General features: G+C 74.6%; 17 protein-coding genes. 6 read left to right on the forward strand and 11 right to left on the reverse strand.

Translation table 11 applies throughout. The annotated features are described in order from the left end of the window. Positions 1 to 31: 31 nt before the first annotated feature. Positions 32 to 1066 (reverse strand): ribosome small subunit-dependent GTPase A, encoded by a 1035-nt coding sequence (gene rsgA, locus E9529_RS08925; protein WP_374201333.1) that lies wholly within the window; start codon positions 1064 to 1066, stop codon positions 32 to 34. Positions 1067 to 1250: 184 nt separating this feature from the next. Then, entirely contained in the window at positions 1251 to 2540 is a 1290-nt protein-coding gene (locus E9529_RS08930) for an adenylosuccinate synthase (RefSeq protein ID WP_236830806.1), read from the reverse strand. A gap of 116 nt (positions 2541 to 2656) precedes the next feature. Here E9529_RS08930 and E9529_RS08935 point away from each other — a divergent pair, with 116 nt between their 5' ends. From E9529_RS08935 to E9529_RS08945, 3 genes are read left to right on the forward strand one after another with little or no spacing between them, the layout of a single operon-like run. Further along, positions 2657 to 3271: a hypothetical protein gene (locus E9529_RS08935; protein ID WP_236830807.1), complete on the forward strand. Its 615-nt coding sequence runs from the start codon at positions 2657 to 2659 to the stop codon at positions 3269 to 3271. A 29-nt stretch (positions 3272 to 3300) separates the two neighbouring features. Next, positions 3301 to 4443: an ABC transporter permease gene (locus E9529_RS08940; RefSeq protein WP_236830808.1), complete on the forward strand. Its 1143-nt coding sequence runs from the start codon at positions 3301 to 3303 to the stop codon at positions 4441 to 4443. Then, positions 4440 to 5276 (forward strand): ATP-binding cassette domain-containing protein, encoded by an 837-nt coding sequence (locus E9529_RS08945; RefSeq protein ID WP_236830809.1) that lies wholly within the window; start codon positions 4440 to 4442, stop codon positions 5274 to 5276. The genes E9529_RS08940 and E9529_RS08945 overlap by 4 nt, the downstream gene beginning before the upstream one ends. Positions 5277 to 5317: 41 nt before the next feature. Here the strand turns inward: E9529_RS08945 and E9529_RS08950 are convergent, their stop codons facing one another. The 7 genes from E9529_RS08950 to E9529_RS08980 form a co-directional block, all read right to left on the reverse strand. After that, positions 5318 to 5461: a GPGG-motif small membrane protein gene (locus E9529_RS08950; protein WP_236828292.1), complete on the reverse strand. Its 144-nt coding sequence runs from the start codon at positions 5459 to 5461 to the stop codon at positions 5318 to 5320. Positions 5462 to 5614: 153 nt separating this feature from the next. After that, the gene (locus E9529_RS08955) at positions 5615 to 6037 is read right to left on the reverse strand and encodes a DUF3151 domain-containing protein (RefSeq protein ID WP_236830810.1); all 423 of its coding nucleotides are present in this window, start codon (positions 6035 to 6037) and stop codon (positions 5615 to 5617) included. Next, a complete protein-coding gene (gene fbaA, locus E9529_RS08960) occupies positions 6037 to 7071 on the reverse strand; it encodes a class II fructose-bisphosphate aldolase (RefSeq protein ID WP_236830811.1) in 1035 nt (344 codons plus the stop codon). Before fbaA ends, E9529_RS08955 begins: the two co-directional genes overlap by 1 nt. Before the next feature lie 147 nt (positions 7072 to 7218). Further along, a complete protein-coding gene (locus tag E9529_RS08965; protein ID WP_236830812.1) occupies positions 7219 to 8571 on the reverse strand; it encodes an FAD-dependent oxidoreductase in 1353 nt (450 codons plus the stop codon). Beyond that, the gene (locus E9529_RS08970; protein ID WP_236830813.1) at positions 8568 to 9986 is read right to left on the reverse strand and encodes an FAD-binding oxidoreductase; all 1419 of its coding nucleotides are present in this window, start codon (positions 9984 to 9986) and stop codon (positions 8568 to 8570) included. The genes E9529_RS08965 and E9529_RS08970 overlap by 4 nt, the downstream gene beginning before the upstream one ends. Before the next feature lie 76 nt (positions 9987 to 10062). Next, a complete protein-coding gene (gene pyrE, locus E9529_RS08975) occupies positions 10063 to 10617 on the reverse strand; it encodes an orotate phosphoribosyltransferase (RefSeq protein ID WP_236830814.1) in 555 nt (184 codons plus the stop codon). A gap of 62 nt (positions 10618 to 10679) precedes the next feature. Next, a complete protein-coding gene (locus E9529_RS08980; protein ID WP_236830815.1) occupies positions 10680 to 11342 on the reverse strand; it encodes a fasciclin domain-containing protein in 663 nt (220 codons plus the stop codon). Between the two features lie 106 nt (positions 11343 to 11448). Here E9529_RS08980 and E9529_RS08985 point away from each other — a divergent pair, with 106 nt between their 5' ends. Further along, on the forward strand, positions 11449 to 11910 hold the full coding sequence (locus E9529_RS08985; protein ID WP_236830816.1) for a hypothetical protein: 462 nt from the start codon (positions 11449 to 11451) through the stop codon (positions 11908 to 11910). 12 nt (positions 11911 to 11922) lie between these two features. On the opposite strand, the gene E9529_RS08990 is transcribed toward E9529_RS08985, so the two are convergent. Both E9529_RS08990 and clpB read right to left on the reverse strand, forming a co-directional pair. Next, the gene (locus E9529_RS08990; RefSeq protein ID WP_236830817.1) at positions 11923 to 12693 is read right to left on the reverse strand and encodes a hypothetical protein; all 771 of its coding nucleotides are present in this window, start codon (positions 12691 to 12693) and stop codon (positions 11923 to 11925) included. Between the two features lie 145 nt (positions 12694 to 12838). Continuing rightward, on the reverse strand, positions 12839 to 15424 hold the full coding sequence (gene clpB / locus E9529_RS08995; RefSeq protein ID WP_236830830.1) for an ATP-dependent chaperone ClpB: 2586 nt from the start codon (positions 15422 to 15424) through the stop codon (positions 12839 to 12841). 218 nt (positions 15425 to 15642) lie between these two features. Between clpB and E9529_RS09000 the strand changes: the two genes are divergently transcribed. Both E9529_RS09000 and E9529_RS09005 read left to right on the forward strand, forming a co-directional pair. After that, complete coding sequence (locus E9529_RS09000; RefSeq protein ID WP_236830818.1) at positions 15643 to 16107, forward strand: MarR family winged helix-turn-helix transcriptional regulator; 465 nt, start codon at positions 15643 to 15645, stop codon at positions 16105 to 16107. Positions 16108 to 16193: 86 nt separating this feature from the next. Next, positions 16194 to 16631, forward strand: coding sequence for an OsmC family peroxiredoxin (locus E9529_RS09005; protein ID WP_236830819.1), 438 nt, complete (start codon positions 16194 to 16196; stop codon positions 16629 to 16631). Positions 16632 to 16641: the final 10 nt, after the last annotated feature.

Consider the following 16641-nt stretch of genomic DNA (forward strand, 5'->3'; position numbering starts at 1 on the left):
GGATGGTTCCCGGCGCGGTCCACGCAGCGGTTCAGCGGACGCGGTTCGGCTGGGTACGCCGCGCCCGGTGCACGGCGCGCAGCCGGGCCCGCTCCTCGGCGCGTGCACGGGCGTCCACGCGGAGCTGCTGGCGGTGGGCCTCGGCCTGCAGCTTGCGCCACGACGTGAACCGGGCCGGGTCGAGCCGGCCGTCGTCGATCGCTGCCGCGACCGCGCAGCCGGGCTCCCCCCGGTGCCCGCAGTCCCGGTAGCGGCAGCGGGTCCCGAGCTCCGCGACGTCGGCGAACGCCCGGTCGATGCCCTCCGCGTCGTCGTGCAGGCCCAGCTCCCGCAGGCCCGGGGTGTCGACCAGCAGCCCGCCGCCGGGCAGCCGGTGCAGCTCGCGCGCCGTCGTCGTGTGGCGGCCGCGGCCGTCCTCGCGGATCCCCCGGGTGCCGGCCACCTCGTGCCCGGCCAGCGCGTTGGCGAGGCTGGACTTGCCGACGCCGGAGGGACCGACCATGGCCGCGGTGGCCCCGGCGGGCACCAGCGCCCGGACGGCGTCCAGCCCCTCCCCCGTGATCGAGCTGACCGCCAGCACCGGCACGCCGACGGCGTCCTCGGCGACCTGCGCGACCCCAGCGGGCACGTCGGGGCACAGGTCGGCCTTGGTCAGCACGACCACCGGTGCGGCACCGCTGCTCCACGCCACGGCCAGGTAGCGCTCCACCCGGCGCAGCCGGGCCGGTCCGGTCAGCGCGTCGACCACCAGCACGGTGTCGACGTTCGCGGCGACCACCTGCGCGGCCGAGGTGCGCCCGGCGGCCGTGCGCGTGAAGGCGCTCCGCCGTGGCAGGACGGCCACTGCGAGCTCCCCGCGCAGGGCCACCCAGTCACCGACGGCGGGGCCGCCGACGACGTCGTCGCGCAAGGCCGGTGCGGGGTGCGCCCGGCGCTCGCCACCGGCGGTGAGCACGGTCAGCCGCCCGCGGTCGACGCGCACGACCCGCGCCGCCTCGCTGCCCGCGGGCAGGGCAGCGGCGCGGTCGGTCGTCCACCCGAGGTCGCTCAGCTCCACGCGCGGCATCGTGGCCCCGGACGGTCACGGCTGTCGCCCGCTTTTCGGCGAAGCAGCAGCCCGGTCGCGGCGAGTGGGGGCCGGAGGCCTCCGCGCAGCCGCGACGCAACGGCTCAGCTCAGCCGGGACGGCCGTTGGTGGCGGTGTCGTCCGGAGGACGACGAAGTCGTGGCCGGGGTGCTGATCCGGAGGATCAGCTGATCAGGTCGTGGACGACGACGTTCTCGTCGCGGCCGGGGCCGACGCCGATCACGCTGATCCGCGCCCCGGAGAGCTCCTCCAGACGGCGCACGTAGGCCTGGGCGGCCGCGGGCAGCTCGTCGAAGGTGCGGCAGCCGCGGATGTCCTCGAACCAGCCCGGCATCTCCTCGTAGACCGGCGTCGCGTGGTGGAAGTCGGTCTGCGTCATGGGCATCTCGTCGTGCCGGACGCCGTCGATCTCGTAGGCCACGCAGATCGGCACCGTCTCCAGGCCGGAGAGGACGTCGAGCTTGGTGAGGAAGTAGTCGGTGATGCCGTTGACCCGGCTGGCGTAGCGGGCGACGACGGCGTCGAACCAGCCGCAGCGCCGGTCGCGCCCGGTGGTGACGCCCACCTCGCCGCCGTGCTTGCGCAGGTACTCGCCCCACTGGTCGTGCAGCTCCGTGGGGAACGGCCCCGAGCCCACACGGGTGGTGTAGGCCTTGAGGATGCCGACGACGCGCTCGATCCGCGTCGGGCCGACCCCCGCGCCGACGGCCGCCCCGCCCGCGGTCGGGTTGGACGACGTCACGAACGGATAGGTGCCGTGGTCCACGTCGAGCAGCGTGCCCTGCGAGCCCTCCAGCAGCACCCACTCGCCGGCGTCGAGCGCCTTGCCCAGCAGCAGGCGGGTGTCGACGATCCGGTGCCGCAGCGCCTCGGCGTACTGCGTGTACTCCTCGACGACCTCGTCGACGTCGATGGCCTTGCGGTTGTAGACCTTGACCAGGACCTGGTTCTTCTCCTGCAGCGTCCCCTCGAGCTTCTGCCGCAGGATGGACAGGTCGAGCAGGTCCTGGACGCGGATGCCCACGCGGGCGACCTTGTCGCCGTACGCCGGGCCGATGCCGCGGCCGGTGGTGCCGATCTTGCGCTTGCCCAGGAACCGCTCGGTGACTTTGTCGAGGGCCCGGTGGTGCGGCATGATCAGGTGCGCGTCGGAGGAGATCACCAGCCGCGAGGTGTCCACCCCGCGCTCCTCCAGACCCGCCAGCTCGCGGATCAGCACCTCCGGGTCGATGACCACGCCGTTGCCGATGACCGGCGTGCAGCCCGGCGTCAGGATCCCCGAGGGGATCAGGTGGAGGGCGTACTTCTCGCCGTCCGGCGTGATCACCGTGTGCCCGGCGTTGTTGCCGCCCTGGTAGCGGACGACGTAGGGGACGCGGCCGCCGAGCAGGTCGGTGGCCTTGCCCTTGCCCTCGTCGCCCCACTGGGCACCGATCAGCACGACAGCGGGCATCGGCTCGTGGCTCTCCTGTCCGGCGGGGTGGCGGCACGGGTCTGCTGCGCGGCACCCGGGTCGATCCCCCGGCAGGTCGGCCGGGGCTGGGGTGGGACGGGTGACAGGGTATCGGCATGTCCTCGGTCGAGCTGGACCTCCGCCGCCTGGGCCCCGCGGAGGCACCCCTGCGGAGCCAGCTGGAGCCGGTCGCCACGGCCGGCCGGCTGGTGGTGCGCGGCCCGGTCGCCGGCCTCTCCGGGGTGCTGGCGGCGCTGTTCAAGGCCGGGCGGACGGCGGAGGTGCCCGTCGCGTGGGAGCCGGCGGCCGACAAGGCCTCCACCGCGCTGGCCCGCGCCCTGGGCATCGGCACCGGCGCTCCCCGCGAGCTGGGCCTCGTCCGCGACGACCACGGCGGCGTGCTGCTGCACCACGGCCGCATCGAGGCCGCCGGCGACGGCCGCCGGTCGCTCTCCCGCCGCCTGGGCCTGCAGGCCCACCACGACGACATCAAGGTCGCCGACGGCGAGATCACCCGCATCGACGTCCGGCCGGACTGGACCGCCGTCGACACCATCGCGGTCACGGTGATGACCCAGCCGCTGCGGCCGACCCGGCAGACCAGCGGGCGCGCCCTGCAGGTCGCCTGCGACCCCGCGCGCATCGTCCGCGACGGGGTGCCCTACGTGCGCCCCGTCGACCGGTGGACCTGGTACGCCGACGACCGCGTGCGGTGGCGGCTCGACCCCTGAGCGAGCGCGTGCGGGGGGTGGCGGGCGTCGTGGACACTGGAGCGCACCCGACCGCCCGAGGAGGACCCGCTGCCGACGTCCTGCCACCCGAACGGGTCGCCGTGCCGGTGATCTCCGACCCGCGCGCCGCCTTCGGCGCACGGACCGCCGAGGTGCCCGCCGGCCGCCGCTTCCTGGCGCGCGCGTTCGCCCGGCCGAGCCTGCCCGCCGTCGTGGGTCTGGTCGTCGTCGTGGCCTTCTTCGCGCTGCGGGTGCCGAACCTGGTCACGCCGTTCGGTCTGGCGACGGTCCTGGACACGGCGGCGCTGCTCGGCATCGGCGGGGTCGCGGTGGCGCTCCTGCTGGTGGCCGGGCAGTTCGACCTCTCGGTGGGGGTGACCGCCGTCGCGAGCTCCCTGCTCACGGCGCTGCTCATCGGCTACGCGGGGTGGAGCACCTGGCCGGCGCTGCTCGTCTCGCTGCTGGCCGCGCTCGTGGTCGGCGTGGTCAACGGCGTCCTCGTCGTGAACACCGGCCTGCCCAGCTTCCTGGTCACCCTGGCGACCTTCCTCATCCTGCAGGGCACCTCGCAGGCCGGCGCGCAGGCGGTGGCCGGCGGCACCCGGGTCAGCGGCCTGGACGAGTCCCCGGGCTGGTCCTCGGCGACCGCCGTCTTCGACGCGACCGTCCAGCTCGGCAACGGGCGGTTCAGCGTGAGCATCCTGTGGTGGCTCGGGATCACGGCGCTGGCCACCTGGGCGCTGTGGCGCACCAAGTTCGGCAACGCCGTCTTCGCCAGCGGGGGCGCCCGCCAGGCGGCGCGCGAGCTGGGCGTGCCGGTGCGGCGCACGACCGTGGCGCTGTTCTGCCTCACGGCGGCCGCCGGCTGGCTGCTCGGCACCATGACGCTGGTGCGCCTGGCCAGCGTCCAGGCCGGGGGGACCGTCGGCATCCTCAGCGGGATCGACTTCATCGTCGTCGCGGTGATCGGCGGGTGCCTGCTGACCGGCGGCTACGGGTCGGCGATCGGCGCCTCCGTGGGCGCGCTGCTGTACGCGGTCGCCCGGGAGGGCATCACGCTGGCCGACTGGGACACCCGCTGGTTCCAGGCACTCCTGGGGGTGCTGCTGCTGGTAGCCCTGCTGGCCAACGGCGAGGTGCGGCGCCGGCTCCGCGCGAGGCCCCGGTCGTGAGCGCCACGCCGCAGGACCTGGCGCAGCGGGTCGACGACGCCACCCCGGTGGTCGAGCTGCGCGGCGTCACCGTCCGGCACGGCAGCGTGCCCGCGCTCAGCCGGGTCACCACCGCCCTGCTCCCCGGTCGGATCACCTGCGTCCTCGGGGAGAACGGGTCGGGCAAGTCCACCCTGGTGCAGCTCATCTCGGGACTGCGCCGCCACGACGAGGGCGAGCTGCTGGTCGACGGCGTGCCGACGCGGTTCCGCTCGCCCCGGCAGGCCCGCGAGGCCGGGATCGCCACGGTGTGGCAGGACCTCGCCGTCGCCCCGCTGCTGTCGATCTGGCGGAACTTCTTCCTCGGCGCCGAGCCGACCCGCGGGGTGTGGCCGTTCCGCCGGCTGGACCTCGACGGCGCGCGCGAGACGACGATGCGGGCGATGGCGCGGGTGGGGGTCACCGGGCTGGACCCCGACCAGCCGGCGAGCGCCCTGCAGGCCGGCGAGCGGCAGAGCCTCGCGGTCGCGCGGGCGCTGCACTTCGGCGCCCGGGCCCTGGTCATCGACGAGCCCGTCACGCCCATGACGGTGGCGCGGCAGAAGCTGTTCGGGCAGGCGGTGCTCCGGGCCCGGGCCCAGGGGCTGGCGGTCGTCGTCGTCACCAACAACCCGCGCTACGCCCACCTCATCGGCGACCGGTTCCTGCTGCTGGCGCACGGGCAGGTGGCGGGGAACCTCACCCGCGACGACGTCGACTCCGACGGGCTCACCGCGCTGATGGCCGGCGGGGACCAGCTGAACACGCTGACCGACGCGCTGACCGCGCTCCACCCGGAGCTCGGCGAACGGTGACGCTCCCCCGGGCCCCCGCGACGGCGAGGGCCCGGGGCCGGTCAGGTGAAGATGCTCACCCCACCCGGGCCGACCAGCAGCCCGACGACGATCAGGACGATCCCCCACAGGATCTCCTTGCGGATGATCGCCACGACACCGGCGACCACGAGGACGACGGCGAGGATCCACAACAGGGTGGCCATCAGAGGTCTCCTTCCCCGGGCGCCCTTCTGGCGCCGCGCACTCTGCGTAGTGATCACCACGGGGGTGATCCAAACCCGGGAACGCGGAAGTGCTGCTGGAAGGCGGAACGGGCGGCCCGCTGGAGCGGACCGCCCGTTACCGATCGTGAGCGATCAGATGGCCAACGTCGGATCGGAGTCCCGGAGCAGCTGGGTGCACCGCTCGGCCTCCGCCGTCTCGCCGATCGCCTCGGCCGCACGGGCCAGCACCATGACGCAGCGCAGGAAGCCCCGGTTGGGCTCGTGCGACCACGGCACGGGGCCGTACCCCTTCCACCCGTTGCGGCGCAGCGCGTCCAGCCCGCGGTGGTAGCCGGTGCGGGCGTAGGCGTAGGCCTGGACCGTATCGACGAGCGCCCGCTCGGGGCGGCTGATCGCCTCCTCGGCCAGGCCGGCCCAGACCGCGCTCACCGTGGGGTGGTGCGCGGCGACCTCGGCCAGCGTGGCGCCCTCGGCGAGCTCGGCGTCGGCCTCGGGCGTGGGCGGGAGCAGCGTCGGGTCGGGCTCGCCGAGCAGGTTGGCGTGGCTGTGCGACATCAGGCCCCCTGCGACTGGCCGGCCGACAGCAGGTGCTCGCAGGCCTCGACGATGCGGGCGGCCATGCCGGTCTCGGCGGCCTTGAGGTAGCTGCGCGGGTCGTAGGCCTTCTTGTTGCCGACCTCGCCGTCGATCTTCAGCACGCCGTCGTAGTTGGCGAACATGTGCCCGGCGATCGGCCGGGTGAAGGCGTACTGGGTGTCGGTGTCGACGTTCATCTTCACGACGCCGTAGGAGAGCGCCTCGCGGATCTCCGACTCGGCCGAGCCGGAGCCGCCGTGGAACACCAGGTTGAACGGCTTGGCGTCCTCGCCCAGGCCGAACTCCTTGGCGACCAGCGCCTGACCGCGCTGCAGCACGTCGGGGCGCAGCTTGACGTTGCCGGGCTTGTAGACGCCGTGCACGTTGCCGAAGGTCGCCGCCAGCAGGTAGACGCCGCGCTCCCCGAGCCCGAGCTGCTGCGCGGTGCGCAGGAAGTCGCCGTCGGCGGTGTAGAGCTTCTCGTTGATCTCCGCGACGACGCCGTCCTCCTCGCCGCCGACGATGCCGATCTCCAGCTCGAGGACGATCCTGGCCGCCGCCGCCTTCTCCATCAGCTCCTCGGCGATGTCGAGGTTCTCGCCGAGCTCGATCGCCGAGCCGTCCCACATGTGCGACTGGAACAGCGGCTCCTGCCCGGCGTCGACGCGGTCCTTGGACAGCGCGATGAGCGGGCGCACGTAGGAGTCGAGCTTGTCCTTCGGGCAGTGGTCGGTGTGCAGCGCGACGTTGACCGGGTACTTCTCGGCGACGACGTGGGCGAACTCGGCGAGCGCGACCGCGCCGGTGACCATGTCCTTGACCCGGGTGCCGGAGCCGAACTCCGCGCCACCGGTGGAGAACTGGATGATGCCGTCGCTGCCGGCGTCGGCGAACCCGCGCAGCGCCGCGTTGATCGTCTCCGAGGACGTGCAGTTGATCGCCGGGTAGGCGAACCCGCCCTCCTTCGCCCGGCTGATCATGTCGGCGTAGACCTCGGGGCTGGCGATGGGCATGCGGCACTCCTCCGTCGGGAACGGCTGTACGGCGCTGTACGTGCGGATGTCGGTGAGCAGTATCGCGCCGCGGGGCTCGCTCCGGGGCGCCGGGGCGGACGCCGGGCGCCGGGACCACCGACCGGGCGACGGAGGCGCGCGCCCGGCTCAGCCCTGCTCGATGCGGCTGACCACGCGCGCGGCGACGACCACCGGGTCGTAGGTGGGCGAGAACGGCGGGGCGTAGGACAGGTCGGAGCCGGCGAGGTCCTCGGCCGTCATCCCGGCCCAGATGGCGGTGGCGAGCACGTCGATCCGCTTGCCCGAGCCGGGGCCGCCGACGATCTGGGCGCCGATCAGCCGCCCGGACCCCGCCTCGCTGATCAGCTTGATCGCGATCTCCTCGGCGCCCGGGTAGTAGCCGGCCTTCGTCGTCCCCTCGATGGTGTCCGTGCGGTAGTCGAAGCCGGCCTCCTCGGCCTCGGTCGTGCAAAGCCCCGTGCGGCCGATCTCCAGGTCACCGACCTTGGTCAGCGCGGTACCAAGGACGCCGGCGAAGCGTGCCGCCCGGCCGCCGACCACCGAGCCCGCCACCCGGCCCTGCTTGTTGGCGTGGGTGCCCAGCGCGACATGGGTCGCCTCGCCGGTGACCCGGTGGAAGGTCTGCGAGCAGTCGCCGGCGGCGTAGATCTCCGGGTGCGAGCGGGTGCGCTGGGTGCGGTCGACGGCGATCGCGCCGGTGGTGCCCAGCCGGATGCCGGCCTGCTCGGCGAGCGCCACCTCCGGCCCCATCCCCAGCCCGAGCACGACCAGGTCGGCGTCGTAGCTGCCGGCGTCGGTGCGCACGCCCCGCGCGCGGCCGGCCTCGTCGACCAGGATCTCCCGCACCGCCTGGTCGGGGTGCATCTCCATGCCCATGGCCCCCATGCCGGCGCAGACCCGCTCGGCCATGTCCGCGTCGAGCAGCTGCATCGGCAGCGGGTCGGCGAGCACCACGGTGACCTCCAGCCCGCGGCGCTGCAGGGCCTCGGCCATCTCCAGCCCGATGTAGCCGCCGCCCAGCACCAGGGCGCGGCGCGGGCCGGACTCCAGGGCCGCCCGGATGGCGGCGCCGTCGTCGAGCCGGTGGACGCCGAAGACCCCGGGCGCGTCCAGGCCGGGGATCGACGGGCGGTTCGGCCGGCCGCCGGTCGCGACGAGCAGCCGGTCGTAGCCGATCCGCTCGCCGGTGCCGGTGACGACCTTGCCCGCCCCGGCGTCGATCTCGACCGCCCGCGTGCCGGTGTGCACGGTGATGTCCCGGGCGGCGAACTGCTCCGGCGTCCGGGCGATCAGCTGCCCGCGGTCGGCGACCTGGCCGCCGATCCAGTACGGGATGCCGCAGGCGGAGTAGGAGACGACGTCGCCCTGCTCGAGGACGACGATCTCGAGGTCGTCGGCGTCCCGGAGCCGGCGCGCCTGGGCCGCCGCCGACATCCCTGCGGCGTCGCCGCCGATGACGAGGAACCGCTCCCTGCTCATCGCCCCAGCGTGGCACCCACCGGCGTGCTGCGGAACACCGTCCCCGGGTTGAGCAGCCCGGCCGGGTCGAGGGCGGCCTTGATCGAGCGGTGCACGTCCAGCGCCACCGGTCCGATCTCACGCTCCAGCCAGTCCAGCTTGATCGTGCCCACGCCGTGCTCGCCGGTGATCGTCCCGCCCAGCGACAGCCCCAGCGCGAGGATGTCGTCGAAGGCCGCGTAGGCCCGCTCCCGCTGGTCGGCGTCGCCGGCGTCGAAGCAGACGGTCGGGTGCATGTTGCCGTCACCGGCGTGCCCCACGACGCCGATGACGACGTCCCGGTCGGCGGCGATGGCGTCGCAGCCGTCCAGGAAGCCGGCGATCCGCGAGCGGGGCACGGCGACGTCGTCGATCAGCACCGCGCCCCCGACCCGCTCCAGGGCGGGCAGCGCCATGCGCCGGGCCGCGAGCAGCAGGTCGCCCTCGGCCTGGTCCTCGGTGGAGTGCACGAACTGCGCACCGGCCTCCTCGCAGAGCCGCGTGAGGACGGCGATCTCCTGGGCGGCGGCCGCCCCTCCGGTGTCGGACTGGGCGACCAGCAGCGCCCGGGTGTCGTGGTCCAGGCCGGCCTTCAGCACCTGGTCGACGGTGCGGATGCAGGTGCCGTCCATGATCTCCAGCAGGCTGGGCACCAGCTCGGAGGTGACCACCCGCTCGACGACCTGGCCGGCCTGCGCCGTCGTCGCGAAGGAGGCGGCCAGGGTGACCGGCGCCTGCGGGGCGGGGCGCAGCGCGAGCGTGGCCTCGGTGATGACGCCGAGCGTGCCCTCGGAGCCCACGAAGAGGCGGGCGAGGTCGTAGCCGGCCACGCCCTTGACGGTGCGCCGGCCGGTGCGCAGCACGCGCCCGTCGGCGAGCACGACCTCCAGGCCCAGCACGTAGTCGGTGGTGACGCCGTACTTCACGCAGCACAGGCCGCCGGAGTTGGTGGCCAGGTTGCCGCCGATTGTGCACCAGTCGTAGCTGGAGGGGTCCGGCGGGTAGAACAACCCGCTGCCGGCGACGGCGTCGCGCAGCTGCTTGTTGACCACGCCCGGCTGGACGACGGCCAGCCGGTCGGCGGTGGAGACCTCGAGGACGGCGTCCATGCGGGTCATCACCAGCGTGATCCCGCCGTCGACGGCGTTGCTCCCGCCCGCGAGCCCGGAGCCCGCCCCGCGCGGCACCACCGGGATGCCGTGCCGCGAGGCGATCCGCAGGACGGCGGCGACGTCGTCGGTGCGGCGGGGGAAGACCACCGCCGCGGGGAGGCCGGCGGGTGCCATCATCGCCTGGTCGCGGGCGTAGGCGGCCGTGACGTCGGGATCGGTCAGCACGCTGTCGCGGCCCAGCGCGTCGGTCAGCTCGGCGAGCCACGTCGCCGTCGTCGTGGTCACCGTCACACCGTAGTGGAAGGACCCCGCTGCTCCCCGCCCCTCGCGAGCTCGCGGGGAGCCCCTGCAGCGGGGCCGGTCAGGAGAGGCCGAGGTCGGCGAGGGTGAAGGCGGCCCGGTACTCGAAGCCGGCCTCCTCGACCGCCTGCCGCCCGCCCCGGTCGACGATCACCGCGACGGCGACCACCTCGGCCCCGGCCTCCTGCAGCGCCTGGGCCGCGGTCAGCGGGCTGCCCCCGGTGGTCGACACGTCCTCGACCACCAGCACGGCGCGACCGGCGACGTCCGGCCCCTCGATCCGCCGCTGCAACCCGTGCGCCTTGCCCGCCTTGCGCACCACGCAGGCGTCGAGGAACCCCTCGCCCGCCGCGGCCGCGTGCAGCATCGCCGTCGCCACCGGGTCGGCACCGAGGGTCAGCCCGCCGACGACGTCGTAGCGCAGGTCGCCGGTGAGCTGGCGCATCACCCGGCCGACCAGCGGGGCGCCCTCGTGGTGCAGCGTCAGCCGGCGCAGGTCGATGTACCAGTCGGCCTCCTGCCCCGAGGAGAGCGTGACCTTCCCGTGCACCACGGCGAGGTCGAGGACCAGCTGGAGCAGCCGGTCGCGGTCGGGCGAGGCGTGGGGTGCCGTCATGGGGAGGAACCCTAGACAGGCGGCAGGACGGCGGCCCGGCGTGCGGCCCCCGGCGAGCGGGGTCAGCCCTCGGCGGGCTGGAGCACCTGGTCGATGACGTAGACGGTGGCGTTGGCGGTCTGCAGGTTGCCGCAGACGACCGAGGCCTCCGCGCCGACGACCGTGCCCTCCGCGCCGATGCCCAGCTCCAGTCCCGACCCCTCGATAGTCACCTCGTCGTTGTTGAGCGTGGTGTGCGTGCCGACGAGCTCGGCGGGGGTCAGCCGGCCCGGGAGGACGTGGTGGGTCAGGAGCGCGGTCAGCGCCGGGGTGTCGCCCAGTAGCCCCTGCAGCGCGTCGGCCGGGACCGCCTCGAACGCGGCGTCGGACGGGGCCAGCACGGTGATCTCCTGGGTCGTGTCCAGGGTCTCCACGAGGTCGGCCGCCTGCACCGCCTGGACCAGCCTCGACAGCATGGGGGTGCTGCCGGCAGCGGTGACCACCGGGACGGCGCCCATCCCCGCGACGCTGCCCGGCCCCTCGGGGGGAACCGCCGCGCAGCCCTCGCCGAAGGGCCCCTCGGGGGCCGGGGCGGCGGAGCTGGTGCGCGGAGCGGCGTCGGCGGTACCCGGGGTCGTGGGAGCGGCGCTCCCGCCGGGGGCGTCGTCGGAGCCGCAGCCGCCGAGCGCGATGGCCAGGCCCGCGACGGCCGCGAGCGCGATCCCGCGGGGAGGGGTGCGCGTCATGTGGTGCTCCTGTTCGTCGTCCGGCGCGACGGCGCGCCGCGGTCGATCATGGCGGGGACCGGTGGGGTCGCCGCCCGTGGCCCCCGTGGTCTGCCAGGCTGGAGGGGTGCCGGCCGATCCCCGCCCCCGCCCCGTCCACGGCGACGCATCCCCGCCGGCCCCGCCGTCGGTGCGCGTCGCCATGGCGCTGCTCGCGACCCTCGCCGTGCTGCTCCTGCTGTACGTGACGATCACCTGGCTCGGCCGCGACGGCGTCCGGCAGGCGCTGGTCGAGGCGGGGCTCACCGCCGACGAGGCCCAGCAGTTCCTGCTCGTGAACACCACCGCCCCGCTGGTCCTCGGCATCGCCTACGCGGTCTCGGCGTGGGCGGTGTCCGGCGGCCGGCGGTGGGGGCAGTGGACCGGGCTGGTCTCGACGATCGTCCTGGCCCTGGTGCTGCTCTCCACCATGCTCACCGCCGGCGGGGTCACCGTCGTGGCGCTGCTGCTGCTGGTGCTGTCCGTGGGGGCGGCGGCCAGCCTGTTCGCGCGGACGACGCGGGACTGGCTGGCCGCCCGGCGGGCCTGAGCGCGCCCCGGTTCAGCCCTGGCCCGTGGCCCGCTGCCACTTGCGGAAGCGGTACCAGTCGTTGGAGGGCTTCAGCGCCAGCAGCACCACGCCGGCCGCGGTCAGCGCGAGCTGGAACCAGGAGAGCGTGGTGAGGAAGGGCAGCGGCCCACCGGCGACGGCGTTGAACGGGCCGGCCAGCAGCGCCAGCCCCCCGAGCACCCACAGCACGATCCGCGCCCAGTTGCGGCCCTGCCAGGCGAACCACACGAAGAGCAGCTGGAGCAGGAGCACGAGCACGGTGAAGCCGACCGTGAGCTGCGCCGTCAGCTCGGCGAGCGCCGCGGTGTCGAGCCCCTCGAACTCCGGGCCCTGCAGGTCGGTCCCCGACTGGGCGAGGGTCCAGTCCAGGAGCTCGTCCCAGTTGAGCAGCATGACGACGGCGGCCACGGCGCTGAGCACCAGCGAGCCGAGGAACGCCCCGATGCCGGCGCGCACCGTCAGCGGCCGCTCCACCGGCTCCGGAGCCCCGGGGCCCCAGCCCTGCGGTGCCGACGGCGCGGGGGCGTAGCCGTAGGGGTTCTGGCCGTACGGGTCCTGGCCGTAGGGGTTCTGCGGCGGCTGCCCGTACGGGGGCTGCCCGCCCTGCGGCCGGCCGTAGGGGTTCTGCGGCGGCTGCCCGTACGGGGGCTGGCCACCGTAGGGCGGCTGGCCCGGCGGCGGCGCCCACCCCGGCTGCTGGCCGCCCTGCCCCTCGGGCTGCCCCTGCTGCCGACCGTGCTGGTCGTCCTGGCCCGCCGTCATCGTCTCTCCACCTCTCGGTCCCGGTCCTCGCCCGCGATCATCGACGACGCCCCGCCGGGGGACCAGCAGGGCACGCGGTGCCACCCCATCAGGCGGCGCGCCCGCCGGACCCCGGGGGTCCGGCGGGCGGCCTCCTCACGCGTGGTCACCCGCCGCGGGTGACCACCAGGCTCTCGACGTCGCCACCCGGCCAGTCGACGACGACCTCGTCGCCGTCCCGGATCTCGCCGGACAGCAGCGCCCGGGCGAGCTGGTCGCCGATCGCCGACTGCACCAGCCGGCGCAGCGGGCGGGCACCGTAGACGGGGTCGAAGCCGTTGAGCGCCAGCCACTCGCGGGCCGCGTCGGTGACGGCGAGCGTCAGCCGGCGGGCGGCGAGCCGCCGGGCCAGCACGCCGACCTGGATGTCGACGATCCCGGTCAGCTCCTCGCTGCCCAGCGCCCGGAACACCACGACGTCGTCGAGCCGGTTGAGGAACTCGGGCTTGAAGTGGCCCCGGACCACCCCCATCACCGCCTCGCGGCGCCGCTCCTCGGGCACCGACTGGTCGGCGATGAGCTGCGAGCCGAGGTTCGACGTCAGGATCAGGATGGTGTTCCGGAAGTCCACCGTGCGGCCCTGGCCGTCGGTGAGCCGGCCGTCGTCCAGCACCTGCAGCAGCACGTCGAAGACGTCCGGGTGGGCCTTCTCGACCTCGTCGAGCAGCACCACGGTGTACGGACGGCGCCGCACCGCCTCGGTGAGCTGGCCGCCGGCCTCGTAGCCGACGTAGCCGGGGGGAGCCCCGACCAGCCGGGCGACCGAGTGCTTCTCCGAGTACTCGCTCATGTCGATGCGGACCATGGCCCGCTCGTCGTCGAACAGGAACTCCGCCAGCGCCTTGGCCAGCTCGGTCTTGCCGACGCCGGTGGGTCCGAGGAACAGGAACGAGCCGGTGGGCCGGTCGGGGTCGGCGACCCCGGAGCGCGCCCGGCGGACGGCGTCGGAGACGGCGCGGACGGCGTCGGGCTGGCCGACGACCCGGTGCCCGAGCTCCTCCTCCATGCGCAGCAGCTTCTGGGTCTCGCCCTCGAGCAGCCGCCCGGCGGGGATGCCGGTCCAGGCCTGGACGACCTCGGCGATGTCGTCGGGGCCGACCTCCTCCTTGAGCATCGAGGCCTGCTCCTCCACCGACGCCTCGGCCTCGGCCAGCGCCTTCTCCAGCTGCGGTAGCCGGCCGTAGCGCAGCTCGGCCACCCGGGCGAGGTCGCCGTCGCGCTCGGCGCGCTCGGCCTCGGTGCGCAGCCGCTCCAGCTCCTCCTTGGCCTGCTGGATCCGGGTGATGGCGCTCTTGTCCTGCTGCCAGCGGGCGGTCAGCTCGGCCAGCTCCTGGCGCTTGTCCGCGAGGTCCTCGCGCAGCGACGCCAGGCGCTCGAGGGACGAGGGGTCGCCCTCCTTGGCCAGCGCCATCTCCTCGATCTCCAGCCGGCGGACGGCGCGCTCGACCTCGTCGACCTCGACCGGGCGGCTGTCGATCTCCATGCGCAGCCGGCTGGCCGCCTCGTCGACCAGGTCGATGGCCTTGTCGGGGAGGAAGCGGGACGTGACGTACCGGTCCGACAGCGTGGCCGCGGCGACGATCGCGCCGTCGGTGATGCGCACGCCGTGGTGCACCTCGTAGCGCTCCTTGAGCCCGCGCAGGATGCCGATGGTGTCCTCGACCGAGGGCTCGCCGACGAAGACCTGCTGGAAGCGGCGCTCCAGGGCCGGGTCCTTCTCGATGTGCTCGCGGTACTCGTCCAGCGTGGTGGCGCCCACCATGCGCAGCTCGCCGCGGGCCAGCATCGGCTTGATCATGTTGCCCGCGTCCATCGCGCCGTCGCCGGTCGCGCCCGCGCCGACGATCGTGTGCAGCTCGTCGATGAAGGTGACGATCTCGCCCTCGGCCTCGGTGATCTCCTGCAGGACGGCCTTGAGCCGCTCCTCGAACTCACCCCGGTACTTGGCCCCGGCCACCATCGCGGCGAGGTCCAGCGCCATCAGCCGCTTGCCCTTGAGGCTCTCCGGGACGTCGCCGGCGACGATGCGCTGGGCCAGCCCCTCGACGATCGCCGTCTTGCCCACGCCCGGCTCGCCGATGAGCACCGGGTTGTTCTTGGTCCGGCGGGAGAGCACCTGCACGACGCGGCGGATCTCGGTGTCCCGGCCGATGACCGGGTCGACCTTGCCCTCGCGGGCCCGCTCGGTGAGGTCGACGGCGAACTTCTCGAGGGCCTGGTAGGTGGCCTCGGGGTCGGCGGTGGTGACCTTGCGGTTGCCCCGCACCGTCCGGAAGGCGGCGAGCAGCGCGTCGGCCGTGGCACCGGCGCTGGTGAGGACGGTGGCGGCCTCCCCCTCCGACGCGGCGAGGCCGACCAGCAGGTGCTCGGTGGAGACGTACTCGTCACCGAGCGCCCCCGCCTGCTCGGCGGCGGCGTTGATGACCCGGAGGAACTCGCGCGAGGGGGCGGGCGCCGAGACCGTCGCGCCGCTGACGCTCGGCATGCGGCGCAGCGCGGCGTCGGCCTTGCTGCGCACGTCGGCCGGGTCGGCGCCGACCGCGGTGAGCAGCGGGCCGGCGATGCCGTCGGTCTGCTCCAGGAGGGCGACGAGCAGGTGCAGCGGCTCGAGGGCCGCCTGACCACGGCCGACGGCGAGGCGCTGGGCGCCGGCGACGGCCTCCTGCGAGCGGGTGGTGAGCTTGCTGTCCATGCCGGGGGGCACGTCCTCTCCTCTCTCGGGCACGCCGTCCGTCCGTGGCCGGCGTCGTCGCACCCTGCAACGAGCCGCGGGTTGAGTCTGTTCCGCTCAACTCTGCCACCTCGGTCCAGCCTCGTCCCGCCCGCCCCGTGACCACCAGGGCCCCCTTACGGGTCGCGTCCAGGGCGGACGGTCCCGGCCTGCCGCCCGGCGGCCCTAGACTGGCGGCCATGACCGCCCTGCCGGCTCCGAGCGTCGCGCTCGACGACCAGCTGTGCTTCGCGCTGTACGCCGCCTCCCGCGCGGTGACCGCGCGGTACCGCCCCATGCTCGACGCGATCGGCCTCACCTACCCCCAGTACCTGGTGATGCTGCTGCTGTGGGAGCAGGACAACCAGACGGTCGGCCAGCTGGGCGCCCGGCTGGCGCTCGACAGCGGCACCCTCTCGCCCCTGCTCAAGCGGCTGACCGCGGCGGGTCTGGTCACCCGGCACCGCCGGGTCGAGGACGAGCGCTCGGTCTCCATCGCCCTCACCGACGCCGGGCGGGCGCTGGAGGACAAGGCCGTGGCCATCTCCGAGGAGATGATCGGTGCCATCGGCTTCGACGCCAGCGAGTTCGACGACCTCAAGGCGCGGCTGCGGCTGCTCACCGACCGGGTGAACGGCCCGGTCGAGGCCGACAGCCAGGCCTGATCCGCGCGGTAGCCCGGGCCACCGGCGGGTAGGAGGCGGCCACAGCGCCGCCCAGCCGCGGGCGGCCACGGCCCGGAAGGGGCAGCATGCCCACTCGCACCGCCCGCACCGCCTGGAACGGCACCCTGCAGGAGGGGTCGGGGCAGGTCGAGCTCTCCAGCTCGAAGGTCGGCACCTACGAGGTGTCCTTCCCCAAGCGCGCCGCCGACGAGGCCGGGGGCACAACCAGCCCCGAGGAGCTCATCGCCGCGGCGCACTCCGCCTGCTTCGCCATGGCGCTCTCCAGCGAGATCGGGAAGGCCGGCGGCACGCCGCAGTCCCTCGAGGTCTCCGCCGAGGTCACGCTCGGCCAGAAGGACGGCGCCCCGACCATCACGGGCATCAAGCTCACCGTGCGCGGCGAGGTCGAGGGCCTCGACGCCGGTGGCTTCGACAAGGCCGCCCAGGCGGCCAAGGCCGGGTGCCCGGTGAGCAAGGCGCTGACCGGCACCGACATCACCCTGGACGCCGCACTGGAGGGCTGACCCCGGCCGG

It is taken from the genome of Blastococcus sp. KM273128, from assembly GCF_021698975.1.
Lineage (GTDB): Bacteria > Actinomycetota > Actinomycetes > Mycobacteriales > Geodermatophilaceae > Blastococcus.

Excerpts from the sequence above, each read along its gene's own strand:
- E9529_RS08955 (WP_236830810.1), bottom strand. The coding sequence starts at position 6,037 with ATGTCGCACAGCCACGCCAACCTGCTCGGCGAGCCCGACCCGACGCTG.
- E9529_RS08965 (WP_236830812.1), bottom strand. The coding sequence starts at position 8,571 with ATGAGCAGGGAGCGGTTCCTCGTCATCGGCGGCGACGCCGCAGGGATG.
- E9529_RS09005 (WP_236830819.1), top strand. The coding sequence starts at position 16,194 with ATGCCCACTCGCACCGCCCGCACCGCCTGGAACGGCACCCTGCAGGAG.
- clpB (WP_236830830.1), bottom strand. The coding sequence starts at position 15,424 with ATGGACAGCAAGCTCACCACCCGCTCGCAGGAGGCCGTCGCCGGCGCC.
- E9529_RS08950 (WP_236828292.1), bottom strand. The coding sequence starts at position 5,461 with ATGGCCACCCTGTTGTGGATCCTCGCCGTCGTCCTCGTGGTCGCCGGT.
- fbaA (WP_236830811.1), bottom strand. The coding sequence starts at position 7,071 with ATGCCCATCGCCAGCCCCGAGGTCTACGCCGACATGATCAGCCGGGCG.
- pyrE (WP_236830814.1), bottom strand. The coding sequence starts at position 10,617 with ATGACGGCACCCCACGCCTCGCCCGACCGCGACCGGCTGCTCCAGCTG.
- E9529_RS08930 (WP_236830806.1), bottom strand. The coding sequence starts at position 2,540 with ATGCCCGCTGTCGTGCTGATCGGTGCCCAGTGGGGCGACGAGGGCAAG.
- rsgA (WP_374201333.1), bottom strand. The coding sequence starts at position 1,066 with ATGCCGCGCGTGGAGCTGAGCGACCTCGGGTGGACGACCGACCGCGCC.
- E9529_RS08980 (WP_236830815.1), bottom strand. The coding sequence starts at position 11,342 with ATGACGCGCACCCCTCCCCGCGGGATCGCGCTCGCGGCCGTCGCGGGC.
- E9529_RS08990 (WP_236830817.1), bottom strand. The coding sequence starts at position 12,693 with ATGACGGCGGGCCAGGACGACCAGCACGGTCGGCAGCAGGGGCAGCCC.
- E9529_RS08935 (WP_236830807.1), top strand. The coding sequence starts at position 2,657 with ATGTCCTCGGTCGAGCTGGACCTCCGCCGCCTGGGCCCCGCGGAGGCA.
- E9529_RS09000 (WP_236830818.1), top strand. The coding sequence starts at position 15,643 with ATGACCGCCCTGCCGGCTCCGAGCGTCGCGCTCGACGACCAGCTGTGC.